This is a genomic window from Cupriavidus sp. CP313, from assembly GCF_054072015.1.
In genome coordinates this window covers 1-12,410 of the sequence record NZ_JBSVZB010000070.1, presented here as the reverse complement: position 1 = coordinate 12,410, position 12,410 = coordinate 1, and the positions used below count along the sequence as shown (strand labels likewise).

The 12,410-nt window shown below is 64.1% G+C and carries 11 protein-coding genes and 1 pseudogene; 7 read left to right on the top strand and 5 right to left on the bottom strand.

Annotated features, from left to right (window positions below):
- Positions 1 to 152: 152 nt before the first annotated feature.
- On the bottom strand, positions 153 to 1,235 hold the full coding sequence (locus ACW4E8_RS40720) for a hemerythrin domain-containing protein (protein ID WP_456809654.1): 1,083 nt from the start codon (positions 1,233 to 1,235) through the stop codon (positions 153 to 155).
- 387 nt (positions 1,236 to 1,622) lie between these two features.
- On the opposite strand from ACW4E8_RS40720, the gene ACW4E8_RS40715 reads away from it, so the two are divergent.
- The 3 genes from ACW4E8_RS40715 (at position 1,623) to ACW4E8_RS40705 (ending at position 6,023) form a co-directional block, all read left to right on the top strand.
- The gene (locus ACW4E8_RS40715; protein WP_456809653.1) at positions 1,623 to 4,322 is read left to right on the top strand and encodes a LuxR C-terminal-related transcriptional regulator; all 2,700 of its coding nucleotides are present in this window, start codon (positions 1,623 to 1,625) and stop codon (positions 4,320 to 4,322) included.
- Between the two features lie 145 nt (positions 4,323 to 4,467).
- Positions 4,468 to 4,731, top strand: coding sequence for a DUF6537 domain-containing protein (locus ACW4E8_RS40710; protein ID WP_456809652.1), 264 nt, complete (start codon positions 4,468 to 4,470; stop codon positions 4,729 to 4,731).
- A 119-nt stretch (positions 4,732 to 4,850) separates the two neighbouring features.
- Complete coding sequence (locus tag ACW4E8_RS40705; RefSeq protein ID WP_456809651.1) at positions 4,851 to 6,023, top strand: alpha-hydroxy acid oxidase; 1,173 nt, start codon at positions 4,851 to 4,853, stop codon at positions 6,021 to 6,023.
- A 69-nt stretch (positions 6,024 to 6,092) separates the two neighbouring features.
- Here ACW4E8_RS40705 and ACW4E8_RS40700 read toward each other — a convergent pair whose 3' ends face one another.
- Positions 6,093 to 7,085 carry an AraC family transcriptional regulator gene (locus ACW4E8_RS40700; protein ID WP_456809650.1) on the bottom strand — a complete coding sequence of 331 codons (993 nt, stop codon included), beginning with the start codon at positions 7,083 to 7,085 and terminating at the stop codon, positions 6,093 to 6,095.
- A 218-nt stretch (positions 7,086 to 7,303) separates the two neighbouring features.
- Here ACW4E8_RS40700 and ACW4E8_RS40695 point away from each other — a divergent pair, with 218 nt between their 5' ends.
- The 4 genes from ACW4E8_RS40695 to ACW4E8_RS40680 all read left to right on the top strand — a co-directional run bounded on the left by ACW4E8_RS40695 (position 7,304) and on the right by ACW4E8_RS40680 (position 11,144).
- Positions 7,304 to 8,152, top strand: a complete 849-nt coding sequence (locus ACW4E8_RS40695) for a TauD/TfdA dioxygenase family protein (RefSeq protein WP_456809649.1) — start codon at positions 7,304 to 7,306, stop codon at positions 8,150 to 8,152.
- Between the two features lie 98 nt (positions 8,153 to 8,250).
- Positions 8,251 to 8,979, top strand: a complete 729-nt coding sequence (locus ACW4E8_RS40690; RefSeq protein ID WP_456809648.1) for an SDR family NAD(P)-dependent oxidoreductase — start codon at positions 8,251 to 8,253, stop codon at positions 8,977 to 8,979.
- Between the two features lie 131 nt (positions 8,980 to 9,110).
- The gene (locus tag ACW4E8_RS40685) at positions 9,111 to 10,109 is read left to right on the top strand and encodes an AraC family transcriptional regulator (RefSeq protein ID WP_456809647.1); all 999 of its coding nucleotides are present in this window, start codon (positions 9,111 to 9,113) and stop codon (positions 10,107 to 10,109) included.
- A gap of 174 nt (positions 10,110 to 10,283) precedes the next feature.
- The gene (locus ACW4E8_RS40680) at positions 10,284 to 11,144 is read left to right on the top strand and encodes a fumarylacetoacetate hydrolase family protein (protein WP_456809646.1); all 861 of its coding nucleotides are present in this window, start codon (positions 10,284 to 10,286) and stop codon (positions 11,142 to 11,144) included.
- A gap of 74 nt (positions 11,145 to 11,218) precedes the next feature.
- On the opposite strand, the pseudogene ACW4E8_RS40675 reads toward ACW4E8_RS40680, so the two are convergent.
- The 3 genes and pseudogenes from ACW4E8_RS40675 to ACW4E8_RS40665 form a co-directional block, all read right to left on the bottom strand.
- A pseudogene (locus ACW4E8_RS40675) lies at positions 11,219 to 11,691 on the bottom strand (MBL fold metallo-hydrolase); the annotation flags it as partial.
- 223 nt (positions 11,692 to 11,914) lie between these two features.
- A complete protein-coding gene (locus ACW4E8_RS40670) occupies positions 11,915 to 12,178 on the bottom strand; it encodes an H-NS family nucleoid-associated regulatory protein (protein WP_456809645.1) in 264 nt (87 codons plus the stop codon).
- Positions 12,162 to 12,332, bottom strand: a complete 171-nt coding sequence (locus ACW4E8_RS40665) for a hypothetical protein (protein ID WP_456809644.1) — start codon at positions 12,330 to 12,332, stop codon at positions 12,162 to 12,164. The genes ACW4E8_RS40670 and ACW4E8_RS40665 overlap by 17 nt, the downstream gene beginning before the upstream one ends.
- Between the last annotated feature and the right edge of the window lie 78 nt (positions 12,333 to 12,410).

Here is a 12,410-nt window from a genome sequence, read left to right as displayed (position 1 = left end):
CCGTAGGGGGCCACCGTGATGGCCACCTTGTCCATGTTCTCGGGGTGCAGGGAATCGTCTAGAAATTGCATGTCTTCCTCCTGATAGTGAAATGGGCGCCTTCGGTCACGCCCTTCAATGCAAGCCACTTCTCGATGAACGCGGCGGAACCTTCAAAACGGTTTGGTGCTGCTTCGCAGCCGCTCACAAGCGCGCACCATGCAATCGGCATCCGGAGCATCGGCGAGGTATGTGAGCAGCGCGGCGAATGGCCTGTCGCTGCCCTCACCGCTGTGCGCGCTTTCCGCGTCCTCTGCGGAGCAAAACGTCGCGTTGATCTCGTCCCAATCCCAATCGGTCAGGTAACGTTGGGCCGCCGGGAGCATGACCCCTTCCTCACGCCCCATGAGTTCCCAGATGAACTGGCTGTATTTGTCCAGCTCTTGTGCCAGCTCGGCCACCGACCCGCCAATCGCATACCGGTCAATCGCCTCGGCGAGCATGGTGACCAGCTGCGCGTCGCGTTCGTGCTGGCGCTCCAGCTCGTCAAGCTCCGCGCCAACCCTGGACGTTCGCTGGCGCAGCCGGCTGAAGAGGAGCGCCTCCTCGCGGGGGTGATGGAACTCAACCAGGAATGCCTTCAGAAATCGCGCCATCGCGCGCATCAGCGGGATATCGGCTGTGACGCCGTCAGACTCCGCCTGCTTGAGTAGTTCCAGCCACGCGTGCAGCATCGCCGTGACGGCGCGGTGCGCGTCACGGATGACGCGAATCGGGTGCTGCGTAGGTGCCTGGACCGGCAGAACGAAGACTGGAATATGGGCCTGCCCGAGCACCGTCGACACCAGCGATCCGGGTATCGCCCCAAGCTCGCCATCGCGCTCGTGGCGGCCGATAAAGATCAGGTCGCAGCGGGCATCGCTTGCTGCCTCCAGGAGGGCGGCACAGCCCACCCGCTTCAACGTGCTGGCCGACCCACACGGCACGCCGTACGCCCTCGCAACCGACTCGGCCTTGGTCAGCAACTCCCGCGTGCGGCTTGCGCCGCTATTGGCCATGGCCGCAACCGATACTGCGGCACCGTGACGACCGGCGGCGAGTGCATGCTGCGCATGGACGAACGTAATGCGGGCGCCCACCATCTGTGCAAGCTCGATGGCAGCGATGACGGTTGCAGTCGATGCGTCGGTTTCATCGACAGGCACCAGAAGGTGGCGGCACGTGATTGCTGCGGCGCCGCGCGCTGGCTGGCTCATGCTGCTACCCCGGCAAGGATACGGCGCTCAGCGCCGCCAATGCCGGACAGTGCACCGTCCCTGCCGGCCGCCCGGAAAGCAGGCGCCTCGCCCGGCCCAATCGCCTTCAAAGCATGCTCGTCCACGAACTGCATCCGACGCCTCAAGCAAAGTGTTGATCTTGCAGGCATCCTAGGGCTGCGCCACCTCGCGCGCCCCCTCCTCGAGGAAGGGGTGCCCGTCGCCAGGCGAAACGGTCGTGCGCCCACTATAATGGGACGCTCGTTCTGAGCTACCTGCCATGCCCTGAAGCCAGGGCGAACCGACGGCAGAGCATCGGATCACAGGCAGTCCGGAACGAAAGAAGCCAGGGCGCGCGCCAGATCCAAGCCAATCGGGACTTGCCAGATGACCTCCGTAATCCGCGGTGCTGACGCCGCTTTTCCCGAGCTTGCGCTCAAGACAACGCCGCCGCGGATGCCAAGGCACCTGCTCGCGCGCCCACGCCTCAACCTCGACAGCGAAGCGGTGCGCGGCAAGCCAGTGATCCTCGTGCAGGCGCCATCGGGCTTCGGCAAGACGTTGCTGCTGGCCCAATGGCGCCGTGAACATCTGGCGCACGGTGCCGCCGTCGCCTGGATATCGGCGGACGCGCATGATGATCCGCAGCGTTTCCTGCACAGTCTCGTGCTGGCAGTGCGCGCTGGCTGCGGCCGGCCAGCGTTCGGCCGGACCCTGCTCGAAGGCGTTGCGACCACGCCAGGCGGTACGGAGGACATGACGGCCTGGCTCGCGGAGGTGGCACAGACCGTCCTGGATCTCGTGCTTTTCATTGACGAAGCGGAGAACCTCTCGCAGGCGGGAGTCTCGGCACTGATCTATCTCTTGCACAACGCCCCGCCCAATCTGCGCATCATCGTCGCGGCTCGCGCAGGATTCGATGCGGCCGTCGCCGACCTGACGACCTACGGTGAATGCGCATGCGTCGGGCCCGAGACCCTCCGCTTCCGGCTCGAAGAGACCATGGCCCTGGTTCGCAGCCGGCTTGGCACTCGGCTGGATGCCGATCGCTGTGCGCGCCTCCACGAAATGACCGACGGCTGGCCGCTCGGCCTGCAGCTTGTGCTTGCGGCGATGGAACGCGGCGCCGAGCCGCGTAGCGTGATTGACGCTATGTCGTCCCGTCCCGCAGGTGAGGGCGAGCACCTGATCGGCAGCCTAATGACCAAGCTCGCGCCGGACGACGTGGCCTTTCTCATCCGCATCGCCGTGGTGGACAATCTGCATCCGGAACTGTGCCACGCGCTGACGTGCCGTGAGCAAGCACAGAAGCAACTGGCCAGGCTGGTCCGGGATACCCCGCTGTTCGTGGCTGGCGACGACAGCGACTGGTGCCGGTTGCACACGCTGGCACGCAGTGCCCTCAGGGCACGCCTGGCCGATCTGCCGCGCGCGGAACAGACCGTGCTACATGCCCGCGCGATGCGCTGGCTCGTCGGACACGGCATGATCGAAGAAGCGGCACGCCACGCGCACGAGGCCGGTGAACACGAGGTGGCCTTTGACCTGGCCGGGCGCTCGCTTTACGACGCCGTGATGCAGGGGCGCCTCCATACCGTGCTGGAATGGCTCGAGCGCATTCCGGATGCGGAACTGGACCGGCGTTCCGGCCTGCGCCTGGCTGCCGCCTGGGTCCTGGCGCTCGGCGAGCGGCACGCGGAAGCCGAAGCCCTTGTCGCGCGCATGCTCGAAGCACCTGGCGCCGACATTACCCTGCGTTACGAATGCGCCCTCATCCTGAGCGTCGCGGCCTACTACTCCGACCAGCCGGACCGTTGCCTCGCGCTGCTCGAACCGTGGCTCGAGCCACCGGCCCTGGGCGAACCGCGGCTGGTCCAGATGCATGCCAACCGGCTGGCGATGGCGGAGGTCTTGCAGGGGCAGCCGGCCAACGCCCGGCGCTACTTGCAGCTCGCGCCTCGCGGCGAGTTCGGCAAGAGTCATCGCTACGCCTCGCGCTGGAGCGAGTTCATTATCGGACACAGCTATCTGCGCGAAGGTCAGGTGCTGCTAAGCGAAGATATCCTGCGGCCCGTCCTAGCCAGCGTGGAAGCGGACCTAGGGCGCCGTCATCCGCTCGCATGCATGATAGCGTCGCTGCTGGCCGCGGCGGCCTACGAACGCGATCAGGTGGACGAGGCCGGCGCGCTGCTCGCCAACCGGCTCGACGTGCTGGAACGTGCCGGTGCGTCGGAGACGACCATGATGGCCTACCTGATCGCCGCGCGGGTGGCTGCGGCACAGGGCGTGGAACGCCGCGCCCTCGACCTGCTCGAAGCCATGTACGCGGCAGGCATCGCACGGCAGCAGCCGCGGCTTTGCATTGCAAGTCTCGCCGACCAGGTGCGCATGCATGCCGGCCGGTCCCGTGCCGAGACGTGCCGCAGCCTGATCATTCGCATCGACGAACTCGTCGCGCAAGTCGAAGCGACCCACGGTCCGTTGTGGCGCCGCGACGTGGCACTGCTGCAGAACATGGCGCATGCCTATGCGGCGATCGCCATGCAGGACTGGCCATCTGCCATCGACACCCTGAGCCGTGCGGCGCCCCTGGCCGATGCCATGAAGCTGGGGCACAAACGCATCGAGATCATGGCGCTGCAGGCGTTCTCGCGCAATCGCAATGGCGAGGACGGCCGTCTCCTGCTGGAGGAAGCGATGAACCTGGCGCAAGCCTACGGCCTCGCCCGCACCTTCGTCGACGCGCACCCCGCAGTGGCCGACTGGGCCAGGCGCCTGGCGGAAGACAATGCCGGGGGCCCGGGCACCAGCCAGGCAGTTCCGGTCGCGCGCATACCCCGCCCGGCGGAACCTCCCGGGAAGGCACCGCGTGCCGTGCCGAGTATGGTGCTGACTCCCAAGGAGCGCGAGGTCCTTGAGTTGCTCGCGCGCAATCTCTCCAACAAGGAGATCGCCCTGGCCATCGGCGTGGGCGAGGTTACAGCGAAATGGCACGTGAAGAACCTGTTCGGCAAGCTTAACGCCGGCACGCGCAAGCATGCGGTACGCCGCGCGCAGTTGCTGGGGCTGCTGGAAGGTCTCGAGTAAACCCATCCGGCCGGGTGGCGGTCACGGCCCCTGCCTCGCTCCCCCCCTACCTCGCGCAGGGGGCGCGATTCCCCTCCTCATTCGGATAATTGGACTCATCCAACGGCCCGCACGCCGACCATCCATGACGGAGACATGACTCGACATGAGCGCCCCATCACTCCTCCTCTCGCAGGATAGCCACGGGGAGTTGGTCGTCCGCTACCGGGCAACGATCGAGGAGGTTCTTGCCACGCTTGATGCTGACAACCGCTCGGCCGCCATCGAGATCGCGAACCTGCCTGACGGCATCCGTGGATTCGGCCACGTCAAGGCGCGCCACCTCGAGACCGTCCTGCCTCGCCTCGAGGCCCTGATGATCCAGTGGCGCACGACCGCGGGAGCGGGCGCCGCACGGAGTGTCAGCTGACCATGCATGCCCGGGCATGACACGCGCCGCCTTGCTCGGCCATTGGCCGGCACCGCAGTGATCTTCACACACGCCACCATTACAGATGCGCCGCCTGGCCGGCGCCTGTCCACATGACAATGAAACGCAGACTCTATCGTGGCCGCGACATAAAGTGCGCCCAGAACATTGCCGAACTGCGCGCGATGGCTGCGGCGCGCATTCCGAACTTCTGCCTCGAATACCTGGAGGGAGGCGCGGACGATGAGCTGACACTGCGCCGCAACCGTGCCAGCTATGACGCGATCGCCTTCGCTCCGCGCACGCTGGTCGACGTTTCGGCACGCGATCTGAGCTGCCCCCTGTTCGACGACAGCGTCACCATGCCGGTGGTCATCGCACCAACCGGCTTCAATGGGCTGCTATCGCATGAGGGTGACCTGGCACTCGCAGAGGCCGCGCGCGATGCCGGCATCCCGATGTGCCAGAGCATGGTGTCGACGATCGAACTCGAGCGGATTGCCGCGACAGGCGTGCGGCACTGGATGCAGCTCTATCCGTTCAAAGACCGAGCGAACCTGGCCAGTGTCGTCCGGCGTGCCGAGGCGGCTGGCTGTGAAGCCATCGTGCTGACGACAGACGTTCCGGTCTTTGGCAACCGGGAATGGGACCGGAGAAACTATCGGGCCCCGATGAAACTCAATTTCGCCAACGCGCTCGATGTCGCCATGCGACTCCACTGGCTGTGGGACGTGATGGTGCCGCATGGCATACCGCGATTCCGCAATCTCGGCGACGTCCTTCCGCCGGGCCAGGACGACGCCCGCACCGCGGCCACCTTCCTGTCTAAGCAAATAGACCCGTCGCTGAGCTGGCGGGACGTGCAGTGGCTGCGCGACCTGTGGCCGCGTAAACTCATACTCAAGGGCGTTGTACGATCCGACGATGCCCTGCGAGCCAAAGCAATAGGCGTAGATGCACTTGTCATTTCAAACCATGGAGGCCGCCAGCTCGACAGCGCCATCGCGCCGATCGAGGTGCTCCCTGCGATCCGTGCTGCGGTGGGCACCGGAATGACGCTGATCGTGGACAGCGGGCTGCGACGCGGCGGTGATTTCGTTAAGGCGCGCGCGTTGGGGGCCGACGCGGCGATGTCGGGCCGTGCCACGCTGTACGGTCTTGCGGCAGGCGGCAAAACCGGCGTAGCGCACGCCCTGGGAATCCTGCGTACCGAGATCGACCGTACACTCGGCCTGTTGGGCTGCCCGGCGTTGACGGATCTGGACCCGGGCTGTGTCAGCGTGCCGCGGTAACTGCGCCGTTTCCCGGTGCCAGGGCACAACCCTGGCGCACCACAGCTAGCGCACCTTTTTCGAGGCCGATTACTGACGCCGCCATGTGGATACATTGCAGCCAAAGCGTGCGGAAAACCACCTTGAGAAGGCACTTGGCGACGAGAAGCCTACCAGGATGGCAACCTCCGACAGCGGTCGCTCGCTGTTCTTCACGTATCGCGACACCAGGTCGACCCTGACTTCGTCAACGATCGACAAATAATTCTGCCCGTAGCTGGTGAGATGACGGTGCATGGTCTTCCGGTCGATACCAAGCAGCCGCGCCACCTGCTCGGCCCCACACCCACCCGTTGGCAACAATGTGAATACCAGCCGCCTCACTTTGTCCGGCATAGTGGAATCTGACTGTGCCAGTTTGGTATCGAGGAACTCTCGCGCTTGACGGGCTAGCGCCGGATCGCACGCGGGCCCGGCCACGTCAAGATCCGCAGCGGGCAGCAAGATGCCATCGAACTCCTGCCTGAACCGGACCGGCACACCAAACACGCGCCTATGCGTGGCAAGGCTGGCTGGTGCACTGTGGGTAAAACAAACACTGCGAGGCCGCCATGCAGCGCCCGAAACCAGCCTGAGCAGCCGGAACCAAAGGCAAACGACGAATTCCGTTGATTGCCGCATGGACCCCTGGATGCCCACCAGGAAGTCCAGTCTCACTATCGCCATGTCCCCGACTTCCTCGACCCGCAAGTCCAGCGCTTCATTGAGCAAATGAAGATACCGGGCCATGGCCTCAAGCGCTTTGCGCAAGGTGGCCCCATCCCGCATCACAATCCATAGCGGCCCGAGACTCGCGAGCTGGCGGGCTTCCGCCACGCGAAGCCCAAGGTCCTCCGCGCCGGCAAGCTGCGCCGAATCCTCCAGCAACTGCATAACCGACTTCGCCGGGACCCTGATATCCGGGTCCACCAGTGCCGTCGGACTGATACCCGCCCGCCGAAGTTGCCGATACGGATCGAGGCCGACAGTACGGGCCACGTCAACAAAGTTTGTCAGGCTAACGTGCTGCAAAAGCGTCGACATAGAAGTTTCCTCCCCACCCCAAAATGTAAAGAGCGTGCCCCAGGATGTCAACGTGCAAAACCCTACTTCCTGAATACTCTGCCTGAACGCCGCACGCGATTTCGGTCTGGCCCGCTGCGCGGGCAGGAGACCGCCAAACGCGGACACGCGGCAAGACATGTGGCCGGTGCCGCACAGATCTGCCGGTGCTTCGGCCTATTTCCTTTGACGGAGTCGCGATGCGAGTAGAGCAACTTACCTGTTCCATTGGTGCCGAACTGACCGGCATCAGCCTGAGCGATGCCATTCACGATGACGGCGTATTCGCCAGCATCCGTGAGGCATTGCTGAAGCACCGTGTACTGTTTCTGCGCGACCAGGACATTGCTTCTGCCGAGCATGTGGCCTTCGCGCGTCGCTTTGGAGAGCTGGAAGATCATCCGGTGGCGGGCAGCGATCCCGAGCACCCGGGGCTGGTCCGCATTTATAAGAGTCCCGAGCACTCCACGCCGCGCTATGAGAATTCGTGGCACACGGATGCCACCTGGCGTGAGGCACCGCCGCTTGCGAGCATCCTGCGTTGCAGGGAGTGTCCGCCTATCGGCGGCGACACCATGTGGGCCAACATGGTGCTTGCCTACGAGAACTTGCCTCACCATATCAAGGAACAGATAGCCGATCTGCGGGCACGCCACAGTATCGAGGCTACCTTTGGCGCAGCAATGCCAATCGAGAAACGCCTCGCGCTGAAAGCCGAGTTTCCGGACGCCGAGCATCCAGTCGTCCGGACTCATCCAGAGACGGGCGAAAAAGTGCTCTTCGTCAACGGCTTCACCACCCACTTCACGAACTTCCATACCCCTGACCGCATCCGATTCGGGCAGGATTTCAACCAGGGCACGTCTGACTTGCTGCGCTACCTGATCAGCCAGGCCTACATTCCCGAGCATCAGGTGCGCTGGCGCTGGACAAAGAACAGCGTGGCGATCTGGGACAACCGTTCGACCCAGCACTACGCTGTCATGGATTACCCGCCGTGCCATCGCAGGATGGACAGGGCCACGGTTGTCGGTGACCGCCCGTTCTGAGCAAGCGCTTGCACAACGTTCAACAGCCGCATGGGGAATCGACATGCGCAACGCCTTCTGGCCACTCACACCCTAAGTAACATAAGGAGAGTTTGACAATGGTCCGTACCGATCCCAACCTGCTCAAAGGCAGGGTAGCCGTCATCACTGGCGCCGGCCGCGGCATTGGGCGCGTCATCGCGCTTGCCTATGCCAGCGCTGGCGCCGCCGTGGTATGTAGCGCCCGCAACGAAACGGAAATCACGGAAACCGCAAGCCTGGTGCGGCAAGCGGGCGGCCAGGCCATCGCCCATGCCGCTGACGTGAGTGACTACGAGGCCGTCGCCTCGCTCTTCAAGCGCGCCCAGGATGAATTCGGCGGTGTCGATATCGTTGTTGCCAACGCCGGTGTCGCGCTTGAGCAGCGCCGGATCGCGGACGGCGATCCGGCGCTCTGGCGCAAGACCATCGATATCAACCTGACCGGGGCCTACCATACCGCCCACGCCGCCATTCCCCACCTGCGCCGCCGCGGGGCCGGCAAGATCATCATGATCGGCTCCGGTCAGCGCAAGCGGCCTGCTCCTGGGTTTTCGGCATACTCCTGTTCAAAGAGCGGCCTGTGGATGCTCACCCAGTCCCTCGCCGTGGAACTGCAGGAAGACAACATCAGCGTGAACGAGCTGATTCCGGGGCCGGTCAGGACAGACCTGACACGCAACGCGGTAATGCCTCCCGGAGAGTGGATAAAGGAACCTGACGACGTCGTCCCCCTCGCCTTGTTCCTGGCCAGCATGCCAGATGTCGGCCCCAGTGCCCAGAGCTACAGTCTCATGCGCCGCGCCTGAGGGCACTGCCGCAGGAAGGCGAGCCCAATCGCTCGCAGGACGCCGTTCCGGACAAGCAGCCAGATGCCAGCTGCGGAAGCGCCGTCAGCACCTGGCTGCCCGGTGCAGTCACCGCCCGCGCAAGGAGGCCTATGATGCGTTTAGTCCGCAGTGCAACGATTGCTCACTACCCGGAGGTTGCGCGCTCATTGGGACTTGACCCGCTGCCCATCCTGGCCGAGGTCGGAATCCCCCGAAGCAGCCTGGACACTGGAGACACCCTGATCTCCGCTAGCGCCGTCAGCCGACTCCTTGAGTTGTCGGCGGCAACAGCGCAGGCAGAAGACTTCGGCCTGCGCATGTGCGAGAGCCGTCAGTTGTCGCTCTTGGGGCCGCTGGGAATGGCCATGCGGGACGCCCCGACTTTGCGAGATGCCTTGAGTTCGATGATCCGCTACATCACGTTGCATAGCGAGGCGGTTGTCATCGACCTGGATGAACGAGGGAGCACCTTCTTCTTGCGCATGTCGTTGATGATTTTCGACGCCGGCCCGACGCGCCAAGCCGATGAAATGGTGCTAGGTTCGCTCTATCGGATGATCAGGGACCTGATGGGTCCGGCCTGGCGCGCGCGACGCATTTGCGTCTCCCACAGTGCCCCGAATCAGCCAGCGACACATCTGCGTGTGCTTGGCGGACCCATCGACTACGATAGCGATTTCAACGGCCTTGTCGGCGAGCTAAAAGACCTGGCTACAGCGCCACCGGGCGCGCGCCCCGAGTTGGCGCGGTATGCATATGATTACCTGAACTCACTGCTTGCACGCACCAGCCAATCCCTGACGGAAAAAATCAGGCGGATGGTGCTGACATTGCTCCCTACCGGACATTGCAGCGTAGACCGGATTGCTGACCAACTCGGCATCGATCGACGCACAATTCACCGCAGGCTGATGCAGGAAGGCATTACCTTTAGCTGCATCCTGGACGAGGTCCGCACCGTGCTGGCGGTTCAGTACCTCAGACAGCCAGAGCGGCCAGTAAACTGCATCGCCGAGTTGCTCGGGTTCTCCATGCATAGCGCGTTTGCTCGCTGGTTCCGCGGTCGCTTTGGCTGCAGCCCGAGCGCATGGCGTGCTGTTGGCTTTTAACCGCCCCTCCGCTTGTTGCCGTCAGAGACGCCGGCACGTCGCCGATGCCACTCATCACAATAGTGCGGCAGTGCATATCGCCGGCATGCGCGGGCGATTCCGTCATGTTCATGATCCTTAGCATTGTCCCGTCGCCATCTGGGCGGACGGGCTTGTCACGCGAGGAGATGTCTTTTGAAACTTTTGCGATACGGCCCCAAGGGTCAGGAGAAACCGGGTCTGCTCGACGGGAAAGGGCGCGTGCGCGACCTGTTCGGCGTCATCGGCGACATCACACCATCCACCCTCGCGCCGGCTGCGCTGGAGAACCTGCGTGCGCTGGACGTGGCCACACTGCCTCTCGTGAACGAGCCTGGCCGTTACGGGATCCCGTACGCCGGCGTCGGCAAGTTCATCGCCGTGGGTCTGAACTATACCGACCATGCTGCCGAATCGGGATTGTCGGTGCCGGACGAGCCAGTGCTGTTCAACAAATGGCAGAGCTGCCTGACTGGCCCGAACGATCCCGTGGTGCTGCCCAAGGGTTCTGTCAAAAGCGACTGGGAGATCGAACTCGGCATCGTGATCGGCTCAAAGGCACGCTACGTGCCGGTGGAGTCGGCACTCGAGTATGTGGCCGGATACTGCGTCGTGAACGACGTGTCCGAGCGCGAATATCAGATCGAGCGCGGCGGTACATGGGATAAAGGCAAGGGTTGCGACACGTTTGGCCCGGTGGGACCTTGGCTCGTTACGACCGACGAGATTTCTGATCCGCAGCGTCTTGGCATGTGGCTCGATGTAAACGGGGTGCGCCGCCAAACGGGCAACACCGAGACGATGATCTTCAGCGCGGCCTATTTGGTGCACTACATCAGTCAGTTCGCCACCTTATATCCGGGCGATCTGATCTCCACGGGTACGCCGCCGGGGGTGGGACTTGGTGCCAAGCCGCCGGTGTTCCTGAAGGCGGGTGACGTTATGCGCCTGGGCATTGACGGCCTCGGCGAGCAGACGCAAACCGTGTACGCGTGGAATCAGAAGTTGCTCGACTGACGTGCTGCCCAGGATCGTCGCGCCGCAGCGCGAGGTCATGACCGGCCAACTCTCCTAGTGCAGGGCGTATGCTCGCGTCCCGCCGGCGGGTGTCGTGGCAGACATAGAGCCGCGTCCAGGCGCGCAACGCCAGCAGGCGGTGGATCGAGCGATAGAGCGTGCGGGCATCGCCGCCCTGGAAATCGCAGCGCCGTGCCGAGGTCCGGCATGAACAGCGTGTCGCCGACGAAGACCGTGGACGGCCCCCCCCGCCGGATCGCCAATACAGAAAGCCCGGCGTATGGCCAGGCACGTGCAAGACCGACACGGACAGCCGGCCGATGCGGAAGAGCTCGCCGTCGCGGAACAGCTTGTGGAACTGCGAGCCGTCCACCGGCAGCCCACCGTCATTGAAGATGCCGCGGAACACTCGCTGGACCTTTGTGATCCCGGCCCCGATGGCAATAGTGCCGCCCAGCCGCGGCTGCAGCAGCGGCGCGCCGGACAGGTGGTCGGCGTGGGCATGGGTCTCCAGCAACCATTGCAAGGACAGGCCCCGCCCCCGGATCGGCAATTCAAGGGCGAGCGCGACCACACCCGTGCCTATTGGTGCAGTATTCTCATCGCTGGAGGAGGAAAATATAGTGCCTTTCGTGAACAAGTTCGATTCAGGGGTACGACCGCGCGGCATCCCACCTTGGCAAATCTACCCGATCTGACATGAAAGGCGAGTTGCAACAAGCCAACACCCCCACCGATTACGGGTGGCAGAGCAGCCATTGATTCACCTTCTATCCGACCCGAAAAAACTCTACGCTCTGCCCCGCATTGACCGCCCGCCGCAGCCAGTCGGGCATGTCGCCCTGCCCGTCCCAACTCTGCCCCGCGGCGTTGCGGTAGCAGACCACGGGCGCTGGTGCGGGTGGCGGCGGTGGCGGAGGGGGCGGCGGATCGAAGCACCCCGCCGCTGCCAGCTCCTCCATGGTCAGCCCGTAGTCGGCCATCTCCGCCTGGATCCAGCGGATCGCCGCCGCCCGCTCAGTTCTTGCTGTCATTGCAGTCGTCACTGCTGTCGCTGCCGTCATCCGGGTTGGAGGCGGCCGTCGGCGCGCCCTGCTTTCCGTCCTGCTGTTCGTCCAGTTTTTCGCCTGGCGCCGCCGGCCACGATAGAAGCAGACTCATCATGTGATACCTATGGCCTTGTTGCATAAATCAGGTTTGAAGACAAAGGTCCCGCTGTGAGCTCGAAATCATGCGATGCGGACGGAATGAGGGCGGGCGAGCGCC